Source organism: Promicromonospora sp. NPDC090134 (assembly GCF_044746965.1).
In the GTDB taxonomy this organism is placed as follows: Bacteria; Actinomycetota; Actinomycetes; order Actinomycetales; family Cellulomonadaceae; genus Promicromonospora.
In genome coordinates this window covers 113,556-138,203 of the sequence record NZ_JBIVCZ010000006.1, presented here as the reverse complement: position 1 = coordinate 138,203, position 24,648 = coordinate 113,556, and the positions used below count along the sequence as shown (strand labels likewise).

The following is a 24,648-nucleotide window of genomic DNA, read 5'->3' as shown; positions in this document are numbered from 1 at the left end:
TCACTTCCGTCGCCGCGCCGAGCGCAGGTCGCGCTCGGCCGTGAATCGCTGGCTGATCAGGTTGGTGCCGATCACGACCAGGAAGATCGCGATGCCGGGCACCACCGAGAGGTACGGCGCCTGCCGGATGTACTTCTGGCCCTCGCTGATGAGCAGGCCCCAGCTCGGCACGGGCGGCTGCACCCCGAGGCCGAGGTAGTCGAACGAGCTGGTGAGCAGCAGCACCGCCCCGATGTCGCTGGACGCGAGAATCAGCATCTGCACCGCGACGCCCGGGGCGATGTGGCGGCTGATGGTCCAGGTGGCGGAGGCGCCCTGGATGCGCGGGACGAGCACGAAGTCGCGGTCGCGCAGGGTCATGGCCGTGCCGCGCGCCACACGGGCGTAGCCCACCCAGTAGGTGGCCGCGAGCGTGCCGACCATGAGCCACACGCTCGGACCCACGGCCGCCGACAGCGCGATGAGCACGAGGATCACGGGCATCGCGAGCTGCACGTCGGCCCAGCCCATGAGCACGTTGTCGAGGCGGCCGCCGTGATAGCCGGCGAGCAGGCCGACGACCATGCCGATGATCGCGTTCACGACCACCACCAGCAGCACGATGCCGAGCGAGACGAGCCCGCCCAGGGCCAGGCGGCTCGCCAGGTCGCGGCCGAGCATGTCGGTGCCGAGCGGGTGGGCGGCGTCGGTCAGCGGCGGCACGAACGCGCGCGACAGGTCCTGCGCGTACGGCGCGTAGAGCGGCAGGAACGGGGTGACCACGCAGAAGAGCACGACGGCGGTCACGAGCGCGACGCCCGTCCGCTCCAGCGGGGTGAGGCCGGCGGCCGCGGCGACGACGCGCGCCGCCGCCGGCTTCCTGACCAGGTCGGTGTCGGTCATCAGGCGCGCCTCACTCTCGGGTCGATGAGCGCGCTCGCGGCGTCGACCAGCAGGTTGGACAGGATGAACAGGGCGGCGACGACGATCAGCCCCGACTGCACGACCGGGAAGTCGCGCGAGTAGACGGCGCTGAGCATGAGCTGGCCCATGCCCGGCCAGGCGAAGACGTTCTCGACGATCACCAGGCCGCCGAGGAACGAGCCGAGGTTGATGGCGGCGATGGTGAGCACCGGCAGGGACGCGTTGGGCAGCAGCTCGCCCACCACCACGCGGAACCGGTTCTCGCCGCGGGCCACCGCCGTGCGCGCGTAGTCGAGCCGCCCCTGCTCGGACAGGGCGTTGTCGAGCAGCCGGGTGTAGACCACGAACTGGGCGGTGGCGATCGTCAGCGCAGGCATGACGATCGCGAGCGGGTCCCGGTTGCCGAGCGAGGGCAGCCAGCCCAGCGTCACCGAGAACACGAGCACGAGCAGCAGCCCGAAGAAGAAGTCGGGGATCGCCTGCCGCGCCGAGCCGAGGCCGAGGAACGTGGTGCGCAGCGTGCGACTGCGCGCGAGGTGCGTGGTGATGGTCGCGGCGAACGCCAGCACGAGCCCGAGCGCGAGGCCGATCGCGCCCAGGCCGAGAGACGCGGGCAGCCGCTCCAGCACGAGGTCCATCGACGAGACGCCGGCCTGCCGGTACGAGTCGCCGAAGTCGCCGCCGAGGATGCCGCGCAGGTACTCGACGTACTGCACCGGCAGCGGCTGGTCGAAGCCGAGCCGCGTGTTCAGCTCGTCGATCTGCTCCCGGGTCGCGTTCTCGGTCAGGAGCAGCGCGGCGGGGCTGCCGCTCAGGCGGCCGAGCAGGAAGGCCACGGTGACGACCACGAAGATCGTCGCGAGCGCCTGCAGCGTTCGGGTGACGAGAAATCTCGCCATGGAGCACTCACCCCCTTCGAGGTTGTTCGAAGTGATCTGTATACAGATTGGGCTGGATTTGTTTCATCTGCGTATCGGTCGGTTTCGGGTGAGTGAAACCTCCGAAGTGGGCTCGAAGGGCTTGTGACCTCGGAGAATCCCTGGAATTATGCGAGAGTTTCCGGCCCTTCGGTGTGCGGAACACCGGCTGTTCAGGCGCGCGAACCGGGCCGGCAGAGATCGGGTTCAACCGAGGGTTCGGCCATCTGGGATACAGAAACGAGTTCAGGAGGTCGCATGACCACACGCGTGCTCACGTCGGAGCAAGTGGAAGGACTGGTGGAGCCGGCAGGTCTCCTCGCCTCGCTCGACCAGGCGCACCGCTGGCTCGCGGCCGGGCTGGCGGTCCAGCCCGCCCCGCATGCCCTGCGGGCACCGGGCGACCGCACCGCGGACGGGCCGGCGGTGGTGCCCATGACCTCGTTCGCCCCGGAGCTGGGGCTGTTCGCGATCAAGGTGCTCGCCGACCGGCCCCGCAACCGGTCCGCCGGGCTGCCGGCGCAGCGCTCCACGATCTCGGTCTACTCGGCCGAGACGGGCGAGTGCGTCGGCCTCCTCGACGGGCGCGCCGTCACCCGGCTGCGCACCGCCGCCGTGACCGCGCTCGCCTCCCGCACGCTGGCCCGTCCCGGCGCCGGCACCGTCGCCCTGCTCGGGGCGGGCGCGCTCGCCCGCGAGCACGCCCTCGCGCTCGCCCACGTGCTCGACCTCGACGAGGTGCGCGTGTGGTCCCGCTCGGCGGTCCGCGGCGCCGAGCTCGCCGACTCGCTCCAAGCGGCCGGCCTGCCCGCGGTCTCGACCGCCGACGCGCGCGCCGCCGTCGACGGGGCCGACGTCGTCTGCACGCTCACCCCGGCCGAGACGCCGATCCTGCGGGCCGGCTGGCTCTCCCCCGGCACGCACGTGAACGCCGTCGGCTCGCCGCCGCGCCCCGAGTTCTCGGAGGTGCCCCCCGAGGTCTTCGCCCGCGCCGCCGTCACCGTCGTCGACGCGCGGGCCGTGGCGCTGGCCGACTCGGGCAACGTCCGCAACGCGATCGCGGCGGGCGTGCTGCGGGAGGGCGACCTCGTGGAGCTCGGCGAGGTGCTCGTGGGCCACGGCCCGGGGCGCACGGACGCGTCCGGCGTCACGGTGTTCAACTCCGTCGGGATCGGGCTGCAGGACCTCGCCGCCGCCGACCACGTGCTGCGTCGGGCAGCACAGGCCGAGGCTGGGACGATGGTGCGCACCCGGGCATGAGCCCGGCGCGCCCGTCCACCACCGCACTCCCCGAGGAGCCGCCCCGATGACCGAACCGCAGCCCGGGCTCGGCGAGCCGTTGTCGGCGCAGATGTACCAGACCCTGCGCCGCGGCATCATCCTGGGCGACTACCCGCAGGGCTCCGCGCTCAAGGAGGCCCGCCTCGCCGACGAGCTCGACGTGTCGCGCATCCCCATCCGCGCGGCGATCCCGCACCTGGAGAACGAGGGCTTCCTGACGACGGCGCCGCGGCGCAGCGCCCGCGTCACGACCTGGACGGGGCGCGCCGTCAACGAGCTGTTCGACGTGCGCCTCTCGATCGAGTCGCTGGCCGCCCGCCAGGCGGCCGGCGCGGTGCGCGAGGGCGCGAGCACGGCCGCGCTCACCGCGTCCCTCGACCTCGCGCACGCGGCGGTGGAGAGCGGCGACCGCCTGGAGATCGCCGAGGCGCACACGACCTACCACGAGCGGGTCGTGGAGCTGGCCGGCAACGAGCTGCTGGCCTCGATCATGCGCGGCGTGCTGGGCCGCATGACGTGGCTGTTCTACCTCACCGCGGAGCGGGACCCCGCCGGGCAGTCGCACGAGCACGACGAGCTGCTGGAGGTCATCGCGTCCGGCAACGACCGGCTCGCCGAGTCGATCGCGTTCGCGCACATCGAGAAGGGGCGGGCGCCGTCGCTCGGGATACTGCTGCGCGACGAGTGAGGCCCGGGCGTTCGGGAGCCGCCGAACCGGATTGAGAGTCGGGCCGTGCGGTGCAACAGTGGCAACGAGGAGGGATCGTATGACCGACTCGCTCGCTGTCGAGGCCCGAGGCCTCGTCAAGCACTTCACCAGCCGCAAGTCCGTCACCAAGGCCGTCGACGGGATCGACCTCTCGATCGCCGAGGGCAGCGTCTTCGGCCTGCTGGGCCCCAACGGCGCGGGCAAGACCACCGTGGTCCGGATGCTCGCCACCCTGCTGCGGCCCGACGCCGGCACCGCGACCGTGCTGGGCCACGACGTGGTGCGCGACGCCGACGCCGTCCGCTCCGCCGTCGGGCTGACCGGGCAGTACGCGTCCGTGGACGAGGACCTGACCGGCACCGAGAACCTGCTCATGCTCGCCCGGCTCTACGGCTTCGCCCCGGCCGCCGCCCGGCGGCGCGTGGAGGGCCTGCTGGAGGCGTTCGACCTCGACGACGCCGGGTCCCGGCAGGTCAAGACCTACTCCGGCGGCATGCACCGGCGCATCGACCTCGCCGCGTCGCTCGTGCTCGCCCCGCGCGTGCTGTTCCTCGACGAGCCGACCACCGGCCTGGACCCGCGCAGCCGCAACCAGGTGTGGGACATCGTGCGGGTGCTCGTGGACGACGGCGCCACCGTGCTGCTCACCACCCAGTACCTCGACGAGGCAGACCAGCTCGCGGACCGCATCGCCGTCGTCGACCACGGCGTCACCGTCGCCGAGGGCACCGCGAGCGACCTCAAGCGGTCGGTCGGCGAGGGGGCCGTGCACCTGCGCGTCGCCGAGGTGTCCGAGCGCGGCCGGGCCGCGGAGATCACCGAGCGCGTCCTGCGAACCGAGGCCACCTTCGGCTCCGACCCGCACACCATCTCCGCGCGCGTGCCCGACGACGGCGCCGACGCCGTCCCCCGGCTGCTGCCGGCGCTGGCCGAGGCCGGGATCAGCGTCCCCGAGTTCACGCTGGGCCAGCCGAGCCTGGACGAGGTGTTCCTCGCCCTGACGGGCCAGCCCCTGCCCGACGAGGAGGAGGCGGCCGCCGACGGGACCTCCACCGAGCCGGGCGCGCGCCGGACCACGGAGGTGCCCCGATGACCACGACCACCCTGCGCGACGCCGTCGCCCTGACGGAGCGCCCGTCCCGCCCGTCGGCCGTGTCGACCACGCTGACGTTCGGCTGGCGCGCGCTGCTGAAGATCAAGCACGTGCCCGAGCAGCTCTTCGACGTGCTGGTCTCCCCCATCATCTTCACGCTGATGTTCACGTACCTGTTCGGCGGGGCGCTCGCCGGCTCCACGCAGGCGTACGTCCAGTTCCTGCTGCCCGGCATCCTGGTGCAGACCATCCTGTTCGTGACGATCTACACCGGCTACACGCTCAACAACGACATCTCCAAGGGCGTCTTCGACCGGTTCCGGTCGCTGCCCATCTGGCGGCCGTCGCCCGTCGTCGGCGCCCTGCTGGGCGACACCGTGCGCTACACGATCGCCTCGGTCATCACCATCGCGCTGGGCCTGGTGCTCGGCTTCCGGCCCGACGGCGGGTTCCTGGGCGTGGTGCTCGGGGTGCTGCTCCTGCTGGTGTTCGCGTTCGCGCTGAGCTGGACCTTCATCATCCTCGGGCTGCTGGTGCGCTCGCCCAACGCGGTGATGGGCATCTCGATGCTCGTGCTCATGCCGCTCACGTTCGCCTCCAACGTCTTCGTGGACCCCGCCACCATGCCGTCGGGCCTGCGCGCGTTCGTGGAGGTCAACCCCGTGAGCCACCTGGTCACCGCCGTGCGCGGCCTGATGGCGGGCAGCGCCGACACCTCCGAGATCCTCTGGGTGCTGATCGCGTCCGCCGCGCTCACGGCGGTGCTGGGTCCGATCGCGATGCACATCTACCGCACCAAGTCCTGACCGCACCGGTCACGCGCTGCCTCGGCGGCGACTCGTTGACGTGCGCCGACACCGGTCACTAGCCTCCGGGGTGGCCGGTGGTGCGCTCCACGGCGACTGCCGGCTCCTTGGCCCCGAACAAAGGAGTTCCGCCATGAGCACCCCGATCTCCCGCCGCACCGTGCTCGTCTCCGGCGCCGCCGTCGGCGCCTCGGCCCTGCTGGGCGCACCCGCCGCCGCCGCGAGCGCCCCGGTCGCCGCCGGGCGCGAGCGCGCGGACGCCCTGGTGACGCCCGTCGCCGAGGTGCTCGACGGCGGTGAGCAGGTGACCTCGCTCGTCGTGTCGGCCCACCGGCTGGGCCGCGTGGAACGGTCCTCGCTGACGGCGTCGACGTTCGCGGTGCACGTCACCGCCACCAACCCGCTCACCGGGCTGGTCGCCTACGAGCAGGACCGGGTGGTGACCGCCGCGCGGTGGACGCGCCGCGGCGAGATCCTCCTGGAGCTGGAGCACGGGTGGGGGGTCGACGGCGGCAGCACGCTGCAGTACCTCGGCGCGTACGGCCGCAACGTGGTGCTGGACCTCGACCACGCCGTCACGCAGGTCGAGCCGCTGCGCGCCCGGGGCGGGGGCGGCGCGGTCGTCCTGGACTCGTTCCGCCAGGGCCGCGTGTCCGACCCGGAGGTCGACGCGTTCGGCTACCACGCGACCACGTCGGGCCTGAACTACCGCCTCTTCTCCCCGTCGCGCCGGCGGGGCGGGGACCGCGCGGCGCTCGTCGTCTGGCTGCACGGCGGCGGCGAGGGCGGCCTCATCAACGACCGGTACGACTACTACGACAACGAGACGCAGCTGCGGGCCAACCGGGGCGCGCTCGGTTTCGCCACGCCGGAGGCCCAGGAGATCTTCGGCGGCGCCTACGTGCTCGCCCCGCAGGCGACGTCGGCCTGGATGCAGGACGGCGACGGCTTCGCGCCGCTCGTCCTGGAGGCGATCGAGGAGGTCGCCGCGGCGCACCGGATCGACCCGAGCCGGGTCCACGTGGTCGGCTGCTCGAACGGCGGGTACATGTCGCTGAAGATGGTCGCCGAGTACGCGGACGTGTTCGCGACCTCCGCGCCGATCTGCTGCGGCATCGGCCCCCGCGACGGCTCGGGCACCTACTTCATCTCCGACGCCGAGCTCGCCGCGACGACCACGCCGACGTGGCTCGTGGCCTCGGCCGACGACACCACGCTGAACGCCCAGGCGAACACCGTCTACGCCCACGAGCGGATCGACGGCTCGATCATGAGCCTGTACGAGAACGTCACGTGGGACGGGAACACCTACCCCGGGCACTGGTCGTGGATCTACGTCGCCCGGAACGACCCGCGCCACGACGGCACGAGCATCTGGGAGTGGATGGCGTCCACGCGGCGCTGAGCCCGGCCGGGACCCCGGGGGACGGCGGCGAGCCCCGGGGTCAGCGTCCGGCGCCGTCGGCGGGCACGGTGACGACCACCGTGAAGGTCTCGCCCTCGCGCCGCACGTCGAGGTGGCCGCCCACCTCCGCGGCCCGGCGCGCGATCCCGTCCAGCCCCGCGCCGCCCCCGTCCTCCGCGACGGCCACGGCCGCGACGTCGTTCGAGATCTCGTAGCGCCACACCCCGTCCGCCCGCGTGAGGCTGAGGCGGGCCCGGCGCCCGCCGCCGTGGCGCAGCACGTTCGTCGTCGTCTCCCGGATCACCGGCCCCAGGGCCGAGGCCGGGGCCGACGACGCGTCCGGGTCCACCGTCGCCTCGGCGTCCGTGCCCGCGGCCCGGAGCAGGTCCACGGCGTTGGCGAGCTCGTCGGGCAGCGGGACGGAGCGGAAGCGGGTGGCCAGGTCGCGCGTGCCCTGCCGGGCGGCGTCCACGCTGACGCGTGCGGCGCGCAGCTGCTCCATGCCCGCCTCGGGGTCGTGCGGCGCGAGCCGCTCGGCGAGCTCGAGCTGGAGGGCGATCACCTGGAGGTGGTGCCCCTGCAGGTCGTGCACGTCGGTGGCGACCCGCAGCCGCTCCTGGGTCGCGGCGAGCCGCGCCTCCGAGGCGCGGGCGCGGTCGAGCGTGACGAGCACGTCCCACCACCACAGCGACGAGACGGTGATGGCCGGCAGCGTCGCGGACAGGAAGACCAGCCGGGCCCAGCCCGCGCCACCGGTCTCCTCGAGGACCAGGGCGGAGTCGATCAGGGACAGGGCCACGAGCAGCGCGGTCGCGGCCAGCACCACGCGGAACCGCACGCCCGGCGGCCAGTTCAGCAGCATCGCCGACTGGATCACGGGCAGGGCACCCAGCACCCACAGGTCGGTGACGACGCCGGCGGCGAGCCCGTAGGCCAGGCCGATCAGCAGCGCCGGGCCGTGGCGGCGCCAGACCAGCAGCGGCGCCGCCTCCGTCCGATGGCGGTAGTCGGCCAGGGGTACGAGCGTGGCCAGCCACCACAGCAGGCCGGCGACCGCGACGACAGTGACCTCGACGGCGCCGACGCCGCTCCGCACGAGGGTGTCCACCGAGACGACGGCGAGGGCGAGCTCGAAGACCACGATCGCGACGGCCATGTACCACCACGTCGCGGACACGCTCCGGGTGAGCCGCACCTCGGCGGCCGCGGACGCCGCCGACGCGGCACCCGCCGACGCCGCCGCGTACCCGGGCTGGATGCTCATCCGGCCAGGTTACGGGCATGACACATGTCATGGACCGGGTCGGGGGCCCGCGCCACCGGCGGGTCAGGCGACGGGCGCTCCGAGCACCTGGTGCACCGACGCGACGGCGCTGGACCCCTCGCCGACGGCGGCGGCCACGCGCTTCATCGAGCCCCGGCGTACGTCGCCGACCGCGAAGACCCGCGGCACGGAGGTCTCGAACGGGAGCGGGCCGCGCCCGAGCGGCTGCCAGTGCGCGAGCGCCTCCGGCGTGACGTCGACCCCGGTGCGGATGAACCCCGCCGGGTCCCGGTCGAGCGTCGGGAGCCACGACGTCGCGGGCTCGGCGCCGATGAAGCAGAACAGGCCCCGCGCCTCGACCTGGCCGGCGGTGTCGATCGCGACGGACTCCAGGTGCCCGTTGCCGTCCAGCCCCACGATGTTCGACTCGCGGTGGACCTGGATGCGCGGGTCCTCGACGAGCCGGTCGACCAGGTAGGAGGACATCCGGGCGCCCAGGTCGCTGCCCCGGACGACCAGGTGCACCGGGCAGCCGTTCGCGGCGAGGTACAGGGCGGCCTGGCCCGCGGAGTTCGCCCCGCCCACGACGACGACGGGCGACTCCGTGACCTGCTTGAGCTCCAGGGGCGTGGCCGCGTAGTGGATGCCGGCGCCCTCGAAGTCCGCCCAGCGCTCCAGGCGCAGCCGGCGGTAGGCCGCCCCCGACGCGACGATCGCGGCACGGGCACGGATGACCCGGCCGTCGGTGAGCGTCACCGCGAGCTCGTCACCGGCGGAGGAGAGCGCGGCCGTCTCGCACGGGGCGCAGACGCGCACCCCGAACTTGATGGCCTGCAGCGTCGCCTGCCCGATCAGGGCGCCCCCGCTGACCCCGAAGGGGAAGCCGAGGAAGTTCTCGATGCGGGAGGTCGACGCCGCCTGCCCGCCGGGGGCGATCGCCTCCAGCAGCAGCGTGCTCAGCCCCTCCGACGCGGCGTAGATGGACGCCGCGAGCCCGGCTGGACCGCCGCCGATCACCACGAGGTCCACGACGTCCTCGTCGGTGGCCTCGTAGCTCAGCCCCAGCTGCTCGGCGATGATGCCGGGCGTCGCCCGCACGATCGGCTCGCCCTGGACGAAGGCGATGGGCAGGTCCTCGACGGCGTAGTCGTGCAGCGGGTGCGTCAGGGCGCCGTCCGGGTCGAGAGGGACGGCGGTGTGGACCAGGTCGAGGCGTTCCGCGAAGCGGCGCAGCGCGAGGAACTCCCCCGAGGCCTCCAGCCCGACGAACTTGAGGGTCAGTGCCGCCGGGCCGCGCCGCAGCAGCTCCCGCCGGGCCCACAGGGCGTGCAGCACGGCGTCGCCGAGCTCGTCCTCCTGGGCCAGGATCCGGCGCAGGTCCGGACGCGCGAGGAACCAGACCCGGCCCGGACCGGTCGCCCGCGCCGAGAGGAAGGCGCTCTGGCCGTTGAGCAGCCCCAGCTCGCCGGCGAAGGACCTCGGCCCCATGGTGGCGACGACCTCCTCGCCGACCCAGCGCAGCGCGTCGCGCACCACCTCGATCTCGCCGGACTCGACCAGGACCATCGGGTAGTCGCGCTCGCCGGTCCGGAAGACGTAGTCGCCCCGCTCGACGTCGCGCGGCGTGGCGTGGGCGATGAGCTTCTGCCACTGGGCGTCGGTGAGCCGCAGGTCGAGCGCCGGATCGGTGAACTGCTGGTCGGTCGTCGTCATCTCAGCCTTCCTCCGCGGGGCCCTCGACCCGGCGCCCGGAGCTCGCGCGCAGGTGCCCGGAGGGGTCCGATGGGCAGGGGGCCAGGATATCGCCGGCCCCCCGCCCACGGTGGGGCGGACGCGAGGGCCGGCGTCAGGCCCGCTGCTCGTCGAGCGCCGTCGCCAGCGCGGCGAGCGACCGCCCGGCGACGGCCGGCACCGTCACGCCCTGCAGCACGTCCAGGTCCGCCGCCTCCGGGGCGCTCCCCGCGGCGCCGCACAGCGCGCCGACCAGCGCGGGCAGGCTGTCCTGGTGCCGGGTGACCGACAGCGCCAGGGGCAGCGCCGTCTCGTGGTCGCCCTCGGCGAGCACGAGGATCGCCACGGCGAGCGGCAGGGTCTCCGCGACCGTGCCCGGGTGGCTGTAGGTGCGCGGGGCGAACCGGGCCACGAGCGGCGGGACCGCCGCGAAGGGCGAGCGTGCGTCGCCCGCGATCCGCAGCGCGTCGCGCACGCCGTCGGCGAGCCAGTCGTCGGCGGCGAGGTCCTCGTCGGCCGCGCTCAGGGCGTCCCCGACCGGCGCACCCTGGAGCAGGTGGCCCACGAGGCGGGCGAACACGGCGGCCGCGTGGACCCCGATGCCGTCGTGCGTGATCGTCGCGTAGGTGCGCGCCAGCCCGGCCGCCGACGCCGGGTCGGCGGTGGCGATCGCCGCCGCCAGCGCCCCGGGCAGCGCCGTGTCGTCGTAGAACGCCGGGTTGTCGGCCCCGGTGTGGGGCGGGCGCAGCCCGGCCGCCGCGTTGAGCAGCGCCGAGCGCTGCGCGGCGCCGGTCCACGTGTCGGGCGTGTCGAGCAGGGCGCGCCAGGTGTCGAACAGGCCGTCCTGGTCCCACCCCGGAGCCTCCAGCAGCACCCGGGCGGCGACCGCGAACGTCTCGGCGTCGTCCGTCGCCACGAGCGACGGTGAGTCCACGGCGGTCAGGACGAACGGCACCACCGGGCGCAGCACCCTGGACTCGTCCAGCTCCAGCGCCCCCTTGCGGAGCATCTGCCGCACCCACGGGTCACGGACGGTCCGGTGCTCGCCGGCCGGCGCCCCGAGGGCGTCGCCCAGCGCCAGCCCGTGCACGGCGCCGACGGCGCGGTCGAGACGGTGGGTCATGCTCGGTCCTCCTTGCCACGGCCCGCGTCGCCGCGGACGTCGTCGGTGGTCGCGCGGTTGGTCGTCGCACGGTCCGCGGCCGCACGCTCGGCCAGCGCGTCGGCCAGGTCCACCAGGTCGGTGCCGGCCGTCGCGGCGATGCACTGGCCCGTCACGGACCGCACCTGGGCGACGTGCGCCGGGTCGAACGCGCTCTGACCGTGCAGGGCGCCGGCGACCGCGCCGGCCATCGCCGCGATGGTGTCGGAGTCGCGGCCGATGTTGACGCCCGACTCGATGACGCTCGTCGCACCGTCGTTGGCGCGCAGCAGGCCGATGGTCAGCGCGACGGCCTCGGGGGCGACGTCGGCCCACATGTAGTGCCGCAGCGGGATCGTCTCGAACAGGGCCTCCTCGGCCTCCTCCGGCGAGCCGGCGCGGGCCGCGACGTCGAGCGCGCGGCGGGCCGTGCGGGCCGACCAGGAGTCGGCGGGCATGGCGGCGAGCATGGCGTCCAGCACGGGGTCGACGTCGTCCTCGACCATGGCGACGGCCACGCCGGCGGCGATCGCCTGGGCGCACCAGATGCCGTCCCGCGAGTGGCTGACCTGCGCGTCGGCGCGGGCCATCCGGATCGCGAGCGCGGGGTCGCCGGCGGCGTAGACGCCGATCGGGGCGACCCGCATGGCGGCGCCGTCGCTCCAGGTCTCCGCGTTGCGCTGCCCGCTGGCGGGCGGCGCCATGCCCGCGTGGAGGTTGGCGATCGCGATCATCTCGCTGAAGCCCGCGCGGTTGAACCCGGTGCGCTGCGCCTCCAGCGCCTCCAGCCACGTGTCGGCCACCACCTCGGACGTCAGGTCCGCGCCGGCCCGCAGCACGCCGCGGGCGCACAGGACGGCGTACTCGGTGTCGTCGGTACCGGCGGCGTCGGGGTCGACGAAGCCGCGCACCCGGCCCCACTTCTCGCGGATCGCGGGAAGGGTCATGCCCTCGGTCGGTGCGCCCATCGCGTCGCCGATCGCCAGGCCGAGCAGCGCTCCGCGCGCACGGTCGTTGTTCATGCTCCTCCGGTCCTCGGCTGTCATTTCTCCGGCTTCGTTGCCGCAGAACGCAACGTTTTGCATGCAGCAAGCAGGCTGAGCATGCGTGGCGCCGAGGTGTTTGCGCACCTATTTGCGCTTGTGTCTTGCATCACAGGGTGACTTTGCAGGATGCTACTCCAAAACCTTTTGCGCATGCTGAGGCGAACGACGGGTCGACGAGGAGCGGGTGATGGTCGGAATACGCGAGGTGGCCGAGGTCGCGGGCGTGAGCATGTCGACGGTCTCTCAGGTCGTCTCCGGGAACCGGCCCGTCTCGGCGGCGACCCGGGCCCGGGTGGAGGCCGCGATCACCCACCTCGGGTACCGCGCCCACCCTGGCGCGTCCCAGCTCCGCGGCGGGCGCACCGGCACGATCGCCCTGATCGTCCCGACCCTGGAGAACCCCTTCTACCCGCTCGTCGCCGCAGGTATGCAGGACGTGCTCGTGCCCCGCGACATCCTGCTGACCGTCACCGACGCCAGCGGCATGGACCGGTCGGCCAGCGCCATCCACCGCCTCCTGTCGCGCCGCGTCGACGCGATGGTCGCCGCGCCGTTCGGCATCCCCGCGGCCGGCCTGGCCGAGCTGCACGACGCCGGGATCCCGTTCGTCACCCTCGGCGAGGAGCCGCCGGGCGGCGGCGACTACGTGCACAGCGACGACGTCCGCGGCGCCCGCGAGGTCACCGCGCACCTGGTCGCGCGCGGCCGGCGGCGCATCGCCTTCCTCGGCGGCGAGGAGTCGGTGATCCCCACCCAGCAGCGCCTGGAGGGGTACCGGGCCGCCCTGCGCGAGGCGGGCCTGCCGCTGCGCGACGACGACGTGGTCTTCACGCGATACACGCGCCAGGGCGGCCGCGACGGCGCCGCCGCGCTGCTGGACCGCGACGAGAAGCCCGACGCGATCGTCGCGGCCAACGACCTGATCGCCATCGGCGTGCTCGACGCGGCCCGGTCCCGCGGGCTGCGCGTGCCCGAGGACGTGGCACTGACCGGTTACGACGACATCGACGCGGCGTCCCTGGTCAACCCGCCGCTGACGACCATCGAGAACCCCGCCCGCGAGATCGGGCGCGCGTGCGCGCGCCTGCTCCTGGAGCGGCTCGACGGCGAGGTCACCGAGGTGACGCGCGCCGTGGGCCTGTCCAACCGCCTGATCGTGCGCGACTCGACCTGACCGCACCTCCGCAGTTCGTTCCACCTGCTCTATCCGCCTGGCTCCATCCACCCTCGCGAGAGAGACACGAGAACCTTGAGAATCACCAAGCACGTACTGGCCCCGGTCGGCTTCGCCGCCGCGGTATCGGTCGCCCTGGCCGGCTGCGTGAGCGGCGGCGGCAGCAGCGGCAGCGGCGGCGAGGTCACCTACTGGGGCGCGTTCTACGCGCCGACCACCGAGGAGGCCTTCCAGGAGATCTTCGTCGACTCGTTCAACGCGGAGAGCGACGTGCAGGTCGACATGGAGGTCAAGGAGCTGACCACCATCGGCCAGCTCACCGACACCGCGGTCTCGGCCGGCCAGGCCCCCGACATCGTGTACTCGGACGGCCCGTCGTCGGCCTCCGACTTCGCCCGCGCGGACCGGACGATCCCGCTGGACGAGTACGCGGAGGAGTACGGCTGGAAGGACACGTTCCTGCCCTGGGCCTACGAGCTCAGCACCGTCGACGACAAGGTCTCGTCGGTCCCGGCCAGCTACGGGTCGATGGTCCTGTACTACAACACCGAGGTCTTCGAGGAGCACGGCTGGACCCCGCCGACCACGCTGGCGGAGTTCGAGAAGGTCGCCCAGGAGGCCGACGAGGCGGGCATGGTGCCGCTCGGCGGCGGCAACGCCGGCTACCAGGGCATGAGCGAGTGGCTGGTGACGGCCGTCCTCAACGCGGCGGTCGGGCCCGAGAAGATCCACGACGTGCTGACGGGCGAGGCCTCGTTCACCGACCCGGAGTTCGTCGCGGCGATCGAGCTGATCCAGGACTGGATCGACAAGGGCTGGCTGGCCGGCGGCGCGGAGTCCTACTTCACCACCGACGACACCGCGAACGTGACCGGCCTGGCCAACGGGACCACCGCCATGTACCTGAGCGGCACCTGGTCGTTCAACTCGCTCTCCGAGGTGTTCGAGGACCCGTCGACGTGGGGCTGGGCGCCGCTGCCGTCGCTGAGCGACTCGGTCGAGCCCGGCGTGTTCCCCCTGGCGATCGGCACCGCGCTGTCGGTCAGCGCCGACTCCGCCGACCCCGACGCCGCGGCGTCGTTCATCGACCACGTGGCCGGCGACGTCGACCGGGCGCTGTCGTACACGGCGGCCACGGGCGAGAACCCGCCCCCGCTGGCCGTGAGCGCCGACCAGTTCCCCGAGGAGGTCGACGAGCGCACGGTCCAGCTCTACAGCCAGATCCCCGAGTCGACCAACGTGGGCTACGCGACCTGGACGTTCTTCCCGCCCAAGACCGACTCCTACCTGATCACCGAGTTCGACAAGGTCGTGACCGGTGACAGCACCGCCGAGCAGTACCTGTCCGGGATGCAGGACGTGTTCGACGAGGAGTTCGAGGCCGGTGCCACCCTGACCCCGTTCACCCCCCAGAACGGGGACTGACGGGTGACCACCGAGACGGCGACCACCGGGACCGCGCTGGCGGCGGCCCCGGTGCGTCGCGGACCGCGGCCGGCCCTCCGGGGCCGGCCGCTGGGGGCCAGGCGGCAGCGCCGGCTGCTCGCCTGGGTGTTCGTGGCGCCGCTGCTCGTGGTCAACCTCCTCGTGATCACGGGGCCGGGACTGGCCTCCGTGTACTACTCGTTCACCGACTGGGACGGGCTGAGCACGCCCCGGTTCGTGGGTCTGGCGAACTACGCCGAGATGCTCCGGTCCGGCGCGGTCGGCGGCGCGCTGGTGCACAACGTCGTGTGGACGCTGTTCTTCCTGGTGGTCCCGATGACGATGGCGCTGGTCGGCGCGTTCCTGCTGTCCCGGCTGCGCCGGCACCAGGCGTTCTTCCGCGTCCTGTACTTCATCCCGTACGTGCTGGCCACCGTGGTCTCGGCCGCCGTCTGGCGCCAGATCATGGACCCGGACGGCGGGATCGGCGCCGCCCTGGCGACCCTCGGCATCCCGTTCCTGGAGGACGTGAACTTCCTCGGCAACCCGTCGCTCGCCCTCGGCTCGGTGGCCTTCGTGAACACGTGGCAGTGGTGGGGCTTCCTGCTGGTGATCTTCCTGGCCTCGATGCAGTCGGTGGACCCGGCCCTCTACGAGGCCGTGCGGCTCGACGGCGCCGGGCCGGTGCGCGAGTTCTGGCACATCACGCTGCCGATGATCCGGCCGACCCTCGTCTTCCTGGGCCTGATGACCGTGATCTGGTCGTTCCTCGTCTTCGACTACGTCTACGTGCTGACGCAGGGCGGCCCGGCCGGCTCCACCGACGTGCTCAGCACGGTGCTCTACCGCGAGGCCTTCCAGAACCAGCGCCACGGGTACGCCTCGGCCGTCGCGATGCTGCTCTCGGCCATCAGCGCCGCGACCGTGCTCGGCTACCTCGCGCTGCGCCGACGACTGCGATGGGACATCTGATGGCCGGCACCGCCCGCAGCGCGCAGCCCGTCACGTGGATCGTCCTCGGGCTGCTCGGCGTCTACGCGCTCGGTCCGCTGCTCGTGTTCGCCTCGAACTCGCTCAAGTCCGCCCGCGAGATCGACAGCAACCCGCTGGGCCTCCCGCAGTCCTGGAGCTGGAGCAACTTCGCCGTGGCCTGGGAGCGGGCCCACATGGGCGGCGCGCTCCTGAACAGCCTGGTCATCGCGGTGGCCACCGCGGCGGGCGTCGCGCTGATCGCCACCATGGCCGCCTACGCAATGACCCGCCTGGACCTGCCCGGCGGGGGCGGGTGGATCCTGTGGCTGCTGGTGTCCTCGTCGCTGCCGATCCAGCTCTTCCTGGTCCCGCTCGTGAGCTGGTGGTCCACGCTGGGCCTCTACAACCAGCCCATCGGCCTGATCATCATCTACTGGGCCGTGTACAGCCCGTTCGCCACCCTGCTCGTGCGGGCGTTCCTGATCGGCATGCCCCGGGAGTACGAGGAGGCGGCCCGGCTGGACGGCGCCGGCGAGCTGGGCGTGTTCGCCCGCATCGTGCTCCCCATGATCCGGCCCGCGGTCCTGACGGCCGCCCTCGTGTCCGGGCTGCAGGCCTACAACGAGTTCATGCTCGCCGTCACCTTCATCCAGGACCGCGACTTCCAGCCCGTCGCACTGTCGCTCTACTCGTTCCAGCAGGGGTTCACGACCGACTGGTCCCTGGTCAGCGCGGCCGGCCTGATCATGGCCCTGCCCGTCGTCGTGCTCTTCCTGACCATGCAACGCACCTTCATCGACGGCTACGTCTCCCGCGGGATCGCCGTATGAGCCGCCCGTCAACGCCTCAAGAGCCCCGACCAGCCCAAGGAGTGTCCGTGCCTTCCGCGAAGGAAATCCTGCGCACCACCGCGGCCGACCAGATCGACCTCGGCCTGGTGGACCTCGTCACCGTCGAGAACTACAACCGCCTGGTCGGCGCCATGCTGGTGGCCAGCGACAACCACCGCCTCATGATGGAGGACCTCGGCGACGACCGGATCCACCTGTGGTCGTGGACCCCGTGGGTCGACGGCCGGTTCGGCGAGACCGGGATCACCCGGGACGAGGTGGTCGCCCGGTTCGCCGTCCAGCAGTGGCTCACCGACGCCCCACCCATCCAGCGCGAGCAGGAGTACGACATCTCGTCCGTGCTGTCGGCGGACGAGGACTGGCGCTAGCGAGCCCGGCCGACGAGGTCCTGGACGAGCAGCTCCGTCTCGTACGGGATCTCGCGCGCGTAGGCCGTGCCGGCCGCGTTCGCGCGCAGCTCCGCAGCGGACCGCTCGGCCGCCCTGGCGTTCGTACCCTCGCCCAGCCGGTCCAGGACGGGCGCGCTCCGGTCGAGCGTCTCGGCCAGGGTGCGCTGTGGCTCCACGTCATCCTTGTCCGCGAGGCAGGCGTGGTACGCGAGGCCGACGGCGCGGCGCAGCAGGTGGAACGCGGCCGATCGGTCGCCCGTGCCGGCCTTCAGCCCTGCGATGGTCAGCAACGTCTCGCACAGCGGGTCCGTGAAGGACGGATCGTCGTCGCTCATCACCTCGCCGACGATCATCGAGGCGCCGTGGCAGAACAGGGCCCAGTTCGACGCACCGCCGCCGGCGAGCTCGCGACCTGCCTCGTCGCACCAGTGCATCAGCTCGCGGAGCAGACCGCGCTCGGAGGGGTCGATCTCCTCGCGGACCCTGGCGAGGTCGCCGGACCGGAACCAGGTGCCGTACGGCGAGTCGATCCCGACCGTGGCGGCGACGAGCGCGCTCGCGACCTCGTCCGGCGGGACGATCAGCCGGACGCCGTCCCGCTCCGCCCGCACCGAGGTCACGAGTGCCTCGGCGAGGTACCGGGCGGCGGCGAACGGTAGCCCGGCCGCCCGGCACAGGTCGCCGAGGGACGCGAGCGCCAGTGCCAGGTTCGGCACGCCGGCCGGGTCCTGCGCCGCGCCGACGCGAGCGACCGCCAGGGCCTCCTCGGCCGGGCCTCGGGCCGCACGCGGTCCCTCACGGTCGAGCAGACGTCTCGACTCGGCCTGGAGGGCCACGAGCCGTCGCGTCATCCGCTCGACGTCCGCGTCGAGCGCGGCCGACCAGGCGTGGTCGGCGAGGTCGCCCTCCACCGCCCGGGGCGCGACCTCCGCGGCGGTCAGCAACGCCCGGGCCCCGTCGACGTGCCCGAGCGCGGACCAGCAGGTGGCCAGGTCGCGGACGGCCGCCCGGGTGTCCGGCGCCGCCGTACCGTCGAGGTTGGTCCTGAGGCCCACGGCGAGCCGCCACAGCGGCTCGGCGTCGCGGTGGCGTCCGGCGCGCTCTGCCGACCTGGCGAGCTCGGCCAGCGCCGACAGCTCCTCCCCCACGCGGCGCCGGAACTGCGACAGCTGCTCCCGCTCCCCGGCCGTCAGCCCGGAGTCGGGGAGGTCGAGCAGGGCGACCGCTCGGGCGAGTGCCGCGGCGTCGGACGACGCGTCGCTCCCGGTGCCCGGGTCGGCACCGCGAACGACCGTCCGGTGGACCTGCCGGCGCAGCTCCCGGCGGGCGAGCTCGGCGTCGAGCAGCCGCAGCCACGGTGCCCAGGCGTCCTCGGCCCCGTCGCCCACCTCCAGGTCGGCGCGGCCGGTCCCGGCCTGCGCGGTGCTCTCCGGTGTGTCGGGGTCGACGGGCGCGCCCTCGGCGGGGAGCTCCAGCTCCCAGTCCAGCACCCAGTCCCGGAGCCTCCCCGAGGTGTCGGCGACGGTCAGCGCGGCGCCGTCGGGGGCGAGCACGAGGTCCGCCACCAGACCTGGCGCCAGATCGAGGGACCGGACCAGCTCTCCCGTGGCCAGGTCCCACAGGTCGACCAGGGAGGTCCGGGCGACGGCGGCCAGGTCGAAGCCGGGTGTGACCGCCAGGTCGGTCACACCGACCGCCCCCTCCGACAGCGTCGTGGTGCACCGCCCGCTGTCGAGGTCCCAGGTGCGCAGCGCGCCCGCCCGGTCGACCGTCAGCGCCCAGCGCCCGTCGAGGCTGATCGCCACGCGACCGCCCTGCCGGTCGAGGTCCCACATCTCGGCGTGGCCGGGCTCGCGGGTGGTGACGTACCCGGAGTGCGTGCCCGAGCTCGTGGGACGGCCCCCGCGCGGTGCGCTCAGCACGGCGAGCTTCGCGCCGTTGCGCGGGCTCCACAGGCGCAGCTCGTCGTCGGTCGTCCAGAGCACGGCGCGGTGCCCGGTCCGGCTGAGGGCGGCCCGGTGCGCCCACGCGTCCTCGAACCGCAGGGTCCGCAGCAGCATCCCGGACCTGAGGTCCCAGGAGCAGACGCTGCCGTCCTCGGCGGTGGAGAGACCGATCTCGGCGCCCGGGGCGATGGCCAGCGCACGCACCGAGCCGGCGTGCGCGTCGGCGAGAGCGAGCAGCCCGCGGTCGACGTCGACGATGCCCACCTCGCCGGCGAGGGAACCGGTCATGGCCACCCCCCGGCCGGCCGCGACGACCAGCGGGGGGCTCGTGTGGGCCTCGACGAGGTGGCGCACGGAGCCGTGCGCGGCGTCCCACACGATCACGCGCGCGTCCGACGCCGCGGACACGGCGACGCCGCCGTCCGCGCTGAGGGCGGCGGCGGTGACGGGTCCGGCGTGGAGGCGCAGCGGCCGAACCGCCTCGGGCGCGGTCCGGTCGACTATCCACGGGATGCGGTGCCGGGGGCTGTGCGCGAGCACCAGCGGTCCCTCGGACGCGGCGCCCAGCCGCCAGTCCTGGTCCGGCGGCGGCCGCAGCTCCCGGACGGGCCAGGCGTCCTGGAGGTACAGCCGCCGGGCGCGGGCCCCGAGGCGCCGCCACCGTTCGGTGAGCCGCGGGTCGCGGCGCAGGCCGGGGAGATCGCGCGCCTCCCGGACGACCCGGGCGGCTTCCTGGAGGCGCCCGGCGGCGGCGAGGCTCGCGGAGCGCGCGAGGGCGCGGCTCGCCGCGTCGGACTCGGTGGAGAGCAGGACCGCGTCCCGCGGGCGGGTGTAGCTCCAGGGGACCTGGACCGACTCCGGCCGGCGTTCCACCGTCGCGCTGCTCCCGGACGCGCTGAGCGCCACCCGCCCGGCATGGTCGACCGCCGACAGGTCGCCCCGGTGCGTCCCGGTGTGCAGGCACCGCCCGACGACGAGGTCCCACCACGCGCCGGCCCCGTACGCGTACCGGCCGTCGCCGCTCGGAGCGAGCGGCCAGCGCGCGCCCCGGAGCTCGGCCGTCGGCCTCCGGGGCGTGGCGCGATCGGCCTCGCCCGCGCGGGGCAGCCCGTCCCCGGCCGGCGCGAACACCCGGACGGACCCGTCGTCGGCGACGGCGAGCGCCGTGTTCCCCGCCGCGGTGAACCGGACGTCGCCGTTCCAGCCGTGCAGCACCTGGCGGTCGGCCGGGTCGCCGATCGTCGAGAGGACGACGCGGGCGCCGTCGCGGAGGTCGGCGCGCCGGGTGCCGGTCGGGTCCAGGGCGAGCGGACGGCCGTCGCCGGTGGGACCGGGCGGCTCCCACGTGTCCACGAGCGAGCCGGTGGCCGGGTGCCACGCGCTGACCCGGCCGTCGACCCCGAGCGTGACGACCCGCGCCCCGCCGGGCGCGACGGCGACGTCGCGGACGCGCTCGAGCCGCGACCCGAGGCGCACGGGCGCCGTCGGCGCCGAGAGGTTCCAGACCCTGGCGTACCCGATGCCGTCGAGCACGACCGCGAAGGAGCCGTCGGGCGCCAGCACGACGGTCCCGCCGCCGTTCTCGGCCGCCGGGACCGCGGTACGGCGGGCGCCCGTGCCGAGATCCCAGACGCGCAGCACGCCGCCCTCGTCCAGGCTCGCGCCGACCGCGCCGTCCGCGCTGACCGCGACCGACACGATGGAGGACGAGTGTCCCTCCAGGGTCAGCGCGGAGGGCGGGTCGCCACGTTCCCGGCGCAGCAGGCCGAGCAGGTGCTCGTGCGTCCCGTCGTCGTCGCCCGGGCCGGCCGCCAGCAGCTCCTGGACGACCTCGACGTCGTCGGCCCGGCCGGTTCGCCAGCGGTGGAGCCCGCGGTTGTACACCGTGTGCAGGTGCCGCGGCTCCACGTCGAGCGCCCGCTCCCAGAGGCGTTCCGACTGGTCGGGGCGCCCGAGGTCGAGCAGGGACAGCGCCCGGTTCGAGAGCCCGTCGGCCAGCAGCCGCGCCTGGGACGGGAGCCGCCGCGGGTAGGCGCGGCCCGTCAGCTCGGCGTACAGGGCGACCAGCCGCTCGGCCAGGGCCCCGAGGTCGGCCGGCCGTGCGGCGGGATCCGGGTGGAGGCACTCGGCGAGCAGGTCGTCCACCTGACCGGGCAGCGCCGGCAGCCCGTCGACGACGCCGCGGCGGCGGAGACCGGCCAGGAGCGCACCCGCCTCCTCGCCGTTCCGGTCCGGGCGCTCGCCCCGGAACATCTCGACGACGGTCACCGCCCAGGACCACACGTCGGTCGCCGTGGTCAGTGCGGTACCGGCGTCGGACGTGGCCTGCTCGGGTGAGCGGTACGGCATGCTGAACCCGACCGGGCGGACGGCCGCACCGGCCGAGCCGTCCGGGGTCTCACCGGCGAGGCGACGCATCCTGGCGAGGCCGAAGTCGGTCACCTTGACCGTCCCGTCCGCGGTGAGCATCAGGTTGGCGGGCTTGACGTCCTGGTGGACCATGCCCTGGCCGTGTGCGAACGCCAGGCCCCAGGCGGACTGGATCGCGACGTCGAGCACGGATCCGACCGGGTCGTCCGCGTAGAGCCTGCCGGAGCGGACGGCCTCCGCGAGGCTGCCGCCGGAGGCCCACTCCGCGAAGACGGCGGGGGTGTTCTCGATGCGGCGGACGTAGGCGCAGTTCACGACATGGGGATGGACCCCCAGGCCGGCCCAGGTCTCCGCCTCGTTCTCGAACTCGCGCACCGCGTCCGGCGAGTGCAGCAGGGCCCCGCGCGGCACCTTGACGGCCAGGTCGATCCCCCAGACCGGGTGGTGCACCCGGTAGACCACGCCCATGGCGCCCTTGGCCTTCCCGCGCACCACCTCGTAGAGGTCGAGGAGGACGTCGCCGGGCCGCCAGTCGGACGAGCCGTCGGCACCCGGCACGTCGGCTCAGTCCACCAGCGCGACGTACACGGGCGTGCCGAGCAGCACCGACCGCGCGGCGCCGGGGCCGCCGGCGTCGCCGTGCAGCAGGCGCTTGGCGACGAACTCGACGTTCTGCGTGGGGCCGGTCAGGCCCGAGACCGCCTTCCTGACGGTCTCCAGCGCGTCGAGGTCACCGTCGAGCTCGTCCTGCACGGCGTCCACGACGAGCTCGTCCTCCAGCTCCGACGAGGCGATGCCGCCGAGGATCGTCGGGGTCATCGAACCGGAGAAGAACCCGGCGTCCGCGGTGCCCGCACCGAGCACGTGGCGGCTCGACCCGCCCAGCCCGACCGACATGCCGTTCCAGGTGCCGCCGAAGAAGGCCAGCGGACCGCTGAGCTCGGTCGGGATGACGTTCCAGCGCATCGGCATCATCCCCCAGAAGAAGCTCTCCGGGGCGTCCAGCGATCCGATCGACCGGGTGTCGCTCAGGTAGCGCAGGACCCGTTCGAGCCGGGCGATCCGGTCGGCCCCCGCCTCGGCCACGACCGTCCGCCGGGCGCCGAACACCTTGAGGCCGATGGAGAACTCGGTCTGGTGCCCCTGGGTCGAGCCCGGATCGATCTGCTGCAGCATCATGTCGATCTTCGCGTCCGAGACGTACAGGTAGTAGCTCAGCGACACCGTGGCTCCTCGATCGGGGTTCGGTCATGCTATCGGCCCGCCGTGCCGCGGGACCTGCGAGAACGGGCTGACAAGAGCGCGATCTACGGGATGATGGGACGCATGCCCTTCGGGACGCGAGGACGCGACGCCGACGCAAGCCGCCCCACTGTCCGGACCGACTACCGTCCCGCGGCCTTCGGGCCGCCCGGCGGGGACGGCGCCCCGCACGACGAGGTCTCCCCCTTCGTGGACCACGCGCTCGCCGCGGGCAGCGACCTCCTCCTGGCGTCGGACGCCGCGCTGGCAGAGCATCTCGGGGCGCGCGCCAGCGCTCCGATGCACCTGGCCGCCGACCTCTGCGACGGCCCGGGTCGCGAGGGGATCGTCCGGGGCCTGGCGGCGCACGGGACTCCCGAGGCCCGGGCGGTCCTGTACGCGATAACGGCCGCCAACGACGGCGAGATCGAGGAGCTGGCCGGGGCGGCGGCCCGGTCGATGGCCGCTCCTCCCGCGGACCCGCCCTGGCTGGGTGAGGCCCGGGCGCCGATCGAGCTGCTGCGCGTCGTCGGCCTGGTCGGCCGCCGGGACCCGGCCGAGCAGGCCGTGCTGTACGTCTTCCGGCGCGCACGCCGCACCCACGGCTTCCTGGCCGAGGTCGAGGAGGGCGTCGAGCTGCCCCGGGAGATCACGTGGTCCTCGGACAGGGGCGCGTCGGACTGGCTCCGGGAGCTCAGGAAAGGGACGTGGACCAACAAGATCCCCTACCGGGTCAGCTTCGACGACGTCGGCCGGGGCGCCGACCTGCTCGAAGGCATGATGCACAACACCGTCCTCGCGCAGCTGCGCGAGCTGGACGACTGGCCGCTCGCCGCCGACCTGGTGCGCTCCGGGACGTTGCCGAGCCTTCCGTCGCTCCTCGTGCTCCTGCGGAAGTCGCTGACCTCGGCGCTCGGGCTGGACGAGTGGGCCTACCTCCCCGGGACACCGTGGGCGCCGTGGCGGCCCGTGGGCCCGGTCCGGTCCCGGCCGGCCGCCCATACCGCCGAGGGTCGCGTGCTCACCGCCGTCTCCACCGAGCGGGGCCTCGGTCCGGTCCGGGAGCTCGCCAGGTCCTCCGCGCCGCTCCGGCGCGCCGTGGACGACCTGTACGCGGCCGAGGCGCTGGCCCTGGCGGGAGGTGACGGTCCGGCGGCCGCCGGCGCGGCGCTCCGGGTGGTGCGGTTCGAGACGCTCGACCGGCCCGACCTCGTCCCGGTGCTGGCCTGGGCGCTGGCGTCGGCCGGGCAGACGGCGCTGGTCCGGTCGTCGTCCGTCGAGGCCGCCGCGTGGTTCACCGAGGCCGAGGAGCTGATCGCCGGCGACGAGGACCCGGTGGTCGACAGGACCGAGCTGCGACGAGGGGTCAGCATCGCCGCCCAGCTCCTGCACTTCCGGCTGCAGGGATCGCTGTCGCAGGTCGAGGCGGCCGAGGTGCTGTCACGCCTGCCCGACCCGGAGGTGGAACAGGCGCCTCGGCTCATGGACCGGCTCCGGAAGATCGGCAGCGCATACGTGGAGTCCCGCCAGTGGGAGCCGGCGACCCTCTGCCTGGACGCCGCGGGCCTGCTCGGCTTCGTCACCCACGACGTCAGCCCCCTGCACCGCCTCGCCTACGTCCGGGTGATCGGCGCGATCGCCGACTCGAAGGCCCGCCAGGGGGACCTCCTGCTGGGGCTGCGGGCGACGTCGGACGGGCTCGGCGAGGCGATCGAGGCGCTGACGATCGAGCCGCGCCCGGAGAGCATCAGGATCCTGCGTGCCGCGCTGGGCATGGAGGCCCTGATGCCGCTGATCCTCGCCGCCCCGACCCGGCTGCCGATCGTCGCGGAGTGCGAGGACCTCCGGCACCGCGCGGACCTCGCCGCCTTCGAGACCGGCCCCGGTCTCGACGAGTCGGCGCGCCGCCTGCTCCACGACGCCAGGGCCCTCAGGGCGACCTTCGACCAGATCATCGCGAACAACGAGCGGCGCTGACCGGAC

19 protein-coding genes are annotated in these 24,648 nt (G+C 73.9%); 11 read left to right on the top strand and 8 right to left on the bottom strand.

Annotated elements, in window-relative coordinates:
* On the bottom strand, window positions 1-882 hold the full coding sequence (locus ACIPN7_RS17485) for an ABC transporter permease (RefSeq protein ID WP_400544789.1): 882 nt from the start codon (window positions 880-882) through the stop codon (window positions 1-3).
* The gene (locus ACIPN7_RS17480; protein ID WP_400544786.1) at window positions 882-1,802 is read right to left on the bottom strand and encodes an ABC transporter permease; all 921 of its coding nucleotides are present in this window, start codon (window positions 1,800-1,802) and stop codon (window positions 882-884) included. The genes ACIPN7_RS17485 and ACIPN7_RS17480 overlap by 1 nt, the downstream gene beginning before the upstream one ends.
* Window positions 1,803-2,078: 276 nt before the next feature.
* Here ACIPN7_RS17480 and ACIPN7_RS17475 point away from each other — a divergent pair, with 276 nt between their 5' ends.
* The 5 genes from ACIPN7_RS17475 to ACIPN7_RS17455 all read left to right on the top strand — a co-directional run bounded on the left by ACIPN7_RS17475 (window position 2,079) and on the right by ACIPN7_RS17455 (window position 7,114).
* Window positions 2,079-3,080 (top strand): ornithine cyclodeaminase family protein, encoded by a 1,002-nt coding sequence (locus ACIPN7_RS17475; protein WP_400544783.1) that lies wholly within the window; start codon window positions 2,079-2,081, stop codon window positions 3,078-3,080.
* Window positions 3,081-3,126: 46 nt separating this feature from the next.
* Complete coding sequence (locus ACIPN7_RS17470; RefSeq protein ID WP_400544780.1) at window positions 3,127-3,789, top strand: GntR family transcriptional regulator; 663 nt, start codon at window positions 3,127-3,129, stop codon at window positions 3,787-3,789.
* Window positions 3,790-3,868: 79 nt separating this feature from the next.
* Window positions 3,869-4,903, top strand: coding sequence for an ATP-binding cassette domain-containing protein (locus ACIPN7_RS17465; RefSeq protein ID WP_400544777.1), 1,035 nt, complete (start codon window positions 3,869-3,871; stop codon window positions 4,901-4,903).
* On the top strand, window positions 4,900-5,709 hold the full coding sequence (locus ACIPN7_RS17460) for an ABC transporter permease (protein ID WP_400544774.1): 810 nt from the start codon (window positions 4,900-4,902) through the stop codon (window positions 5,707-5,709). Before ACIPN7_RS17465 ends, ACIPN7_RS17460 begins: the two co-directional genes overlap by 4 nt.
* 133 nt (window positions 5,710-5,842) lie before the next feature.
* Window positions 5,843-7,114, top strand: a complete 1,272-nt coding sequence (locus ACIPN7_RS17455) for a prolyl oligopeptidase family serine peptidase (RefSeq protein WP_400544771.1) — start codon at window positions 5,843-5,845, stop codon at window positions 7,112-7,114.
* Window positions 7,115-7,154: 40 nt separating this feature from the next.
* Here the strand turns inward: ACIPN7_RS17455 and ACIPN7_RS17450 are convergent, their stop codons facing one another.
* The 4 genes from ACIPN7_RS17450 to ACIPN7_RS17435 form a co-directional block, all read right to left on the bottom strand.
* Complete coding sequence (locus tag ACIPN7_RS17450; protein ID WP_400544768.1) at window positions 7,155-8,378, bottom strand: sensor histidine kinase; 1,224 nt, start codon at window positions 8,376-8,378, stop codon at window positions 7,155-7,157.
* A 63-nt stretch (window positions 8,379-8,441) separates the two neighbouring features.
* Window positions 8,442-10,091, bottom strand: a complete 1,650-nt coding sequence (locus tag ACIPN7_RS17445; protein WP_400544765.1) for an FAD-dependent oxidoreductase — start codon at window positions 10,089-10,091, stop codon at window positions 8,442-8,444.
* A gap of 133 nt (window positions 10,092-10,224) precedes the next feature.
* Window positions 10,225-11,232: an ADP-ribosylglycohydrolase family protein gene (locus tag ACIPN7_RS17440; RefSeq protein ID WP_400544762.1), complete on the bottom strand. Its 1,008-nt coding sequence runs from the start codon at window positions 11,230-11,232 to the stop codon at window positions 10,225-10,227.
* Window positions 11,229-12,272: an ADP-ribosylglycohydrolase family protein gene (locus tag ACIPN7_RS17435; RefSeq protein ID WP_400544759.1), complete on the bottom strand. Its 1,044-nt coding sequence runs from the start codon at window positions 12,270-12,272 to the stop codon at window positions 11,229-11,231. The genes ACIPN7_RS17440 and ACIPN7_RS17435 overlap by 4 nt, the downstream gene beginning before the upstream one ends.
* Window positions 12,273-12,483: 211 nt before the next feature.
* Between ACIPN7_RS17435 and ACIPN7_RS17430 the strand changes: the two genes are divergently transcribed.
* The 5 genes from ACIPN7_RS17430 to ACIPN7_RS17410 all read left to right on the top strand — a co-directional run bounded on the left by ACIPN7_RS17430 (window position 12,484) and on the right by ACIPN7_RS17410 (window position 17,086).
* Window positions 12,484-13,470 (top strand): LacI family DNA-binding transcriptional regulator, encoded by a 987-nt coding sequence (locus tag ACIPN7_RS17430; RefSeq protein ID WP_400544756.1) that lies wholly within the window; start codon window positions 12,484-12,486, stop codon window positions 13,468-13,470.
* Between the two features lie 75 nt (window positions 13,471-13,545).
* On the top strand, window positions 13,546-14,895 hold the full coding sequence (locus ACIPN7_RS17425) for an ABC transporter substrate-binding protein (RefSeq protein ID WP_400544753.1): 1,350 nt from the start codon (window positions 13,546-13,548) through the stop codon (window positions 14,893-14,895).
* Between the two features lie 3 nt (window positions 14,896-14,898).
* On the top strand, window positions 14,899-15,867 hold the full coding sequence (locus ACIPN7_RS17420; protein ID WP_400544750.1) for a carbohydrate ABC transporter permease: 969 nt from the start codon (window positions 14,899-14,901) through the stop codon (window positions 15,865-15,867).
* Window positions 15,867-16,697, top strand: a complete 831-nt coding sequence (locus tag ACIPN7_RS17415; RefSeq protein ID WP_400544748.1) for a carbohydrate ABC transporter permease — start codon at window positions 15,867-15,869, stop codon at window positions 16,695-16,697. The genes ACIPN7_RS17420 and ACIPN7_RS17415 overlap by 1 nt, the downstream gene beginning before the upstream one ends.
* Before the next feature lie 47 nt (window positions 16,698-16,744).
* Window positions 16,745-17,086, top strand: coding sequence for a hypothetical protein (locus ACIPN7_RS17410; protein WP_400544745.1), 342 nt, complete (start codon window positions 16,745-16,747; stop codon window positions 17,084-17,086).
* On the opposite strand, the gene ACIPN7_RS17405 is transcribed toward ACIPN7_RS17410, so the two are convergent.
* Both ACIPN7_RS17405 and ACIPN7_RS17400 read right to left on the bottom strand, forming a co-directional pair.
* Window positions 17,083-21,981 (bottom strand): protein kinase, encoded by a 4,899-nt coding sequence (locus ACIPN7_RS17405; protein ID WP_400544742.1) that lies wholly within the window; start codon window positions 21,979-21,981, stop codon window positions 17,083-17,085. The genes ACIPN7_RS17410 and ACIPN7_RS17405 overlap by 4 nt on opposite strands.
* 6 nt (window positions 21,982-21,987) lie before the next feature.
* Window positions 21,988-22,647 (bottom strand): DUF7019 family protein, encoded by a 660-nt coding sequence (locus ACIPN7_RS17400; protein ID WP_400544739.1) that lies wholly within the window; start codon window positions 22,645-22,647, stop codon window positions 21,988-21,990.
* Window positions 22,648-22,749: 102 nt separating this feature from the next.
* On the opposite strand from ACIPN7_RS17400, the gene ACIPN7_RS17395 reads away from it, so the two are divergent.
* A complete protein-coding gene (locus tag ACIPN7_RS17395; protein ID WP_400544736.1) occupies window positions 22,750-24,642 on the top strand; it encodes a hypothetical protein in 1,893 nt (630 codons plus the stop codon).
* Window positions 24,643-24,648: the final 6 nt, after the last annotated feature.

Excerpts from the sequence above, each read along its gene's own strand:
- ACIPN7_RS17485 (WP_400544789.1), bottom strand. The coding sequence starts at position 882 with ATGACCGACACCGACCTGGTCAGGAAGCCGGCGGCGGCGCGCGTCGTC.
- ACIPN7_RS17480 (WP_400544786.1), bottom strand. The coding sequence starts at position 1,802 with ATGGCGAGATTTCTCGTCACCCGAACGCTGCAGGCGCTCGCGACGATC.
- ACIPN7_RS17475 (WP_400544783.1), top strand. The coding sequence starts at position 2,079 with ATGACCACACGCGTGCTCACGTCGGAGCAAGTGGAAGGACTGGTGGAG.
- ACIPN7_RS17470 (WP_400544780.1), top strand. The coding sequence starts at position 3,127 with ATGACCGAACCGCAGCCCGGGCTCGGCGAGCCGTTGTCGGCGCAGATG.
- ACIPN7_RS17465 (WP_400544777.1), top strand. The coding sequence starts at position 3,869 with ATGACCGACTCGCTCGCTGTCGAGGCCCGAGGCCTCGTCAAGCACTTC.
- ACIPN7_RS17460 (WP_400544774.1), top strand. The coding sequence starts at position 4,900 with ATGACCACGACCACCCTGCGCGACGCCGTCGCCCTGACGGAGCGCCCG.
- ACIPN7_RS17455 (WP_400544771.1), top strand. The coding sequence starts at position 5,843 with ATGAGCACCCCGATCTCCCGCCGCACCGTGCTCGTCTCCGGCGCCGCC.
- ACIPN7_RS17450 (WP_400544768.1), bottom strand. The coding sequence starts at position 8,378 with ATGAGCATCCAGCCCGGGTACGCGGCGGCGTCGGCGGGTGCCGCGTCG.
- ACIPN7_RS17445 (WP_400544765.1), bottom strand. The coding sequence starts at position 10,091 with ATGACGACGACCGACCAGCAGTTCACCGATCCGGCGCTCGACCTGCGG.
- ACIPN7_RS17440 (WP_400544762.1), bottom strand. The coding sequence starts at position 11,232 with ATGACCCACCGTCTCGACCGCGCCGTCGGCGCCGTGCACGGGCTGGCG.
- ACIPN7_RS17435 (WP_400544759.1), bottom strand. The coding sequence starts at position 12,272 with ATGAACAACGACCGTGCGCGCGGAGCGCTGCTCGGCCTGGCGATCGGC.
- ACIPN7_RS17430 (WP_400544756.1), top strand. The coding sequence starts at position 12,484 with ATGGTCGGAATACGCGAGGTGGCCGAGGTCGCGGGCGTGAGCATGTCG.
- ACIPN7_RS17415 (WP_400544748.1), top strand. The coding sequence starts at position 15,867 with ATGGCCGGCACCGCCCGCAGCGCGCAGCCCGTCACGTGGATCGTCCTC.
- ACIPN7_RS17395 (WP_400544736.1), top strand. The coding sequence starts at position 22,750 with ATGCCCTTCGGGACGCGAGGACGCGACGCCGACGCAAGCCGCCCCACT.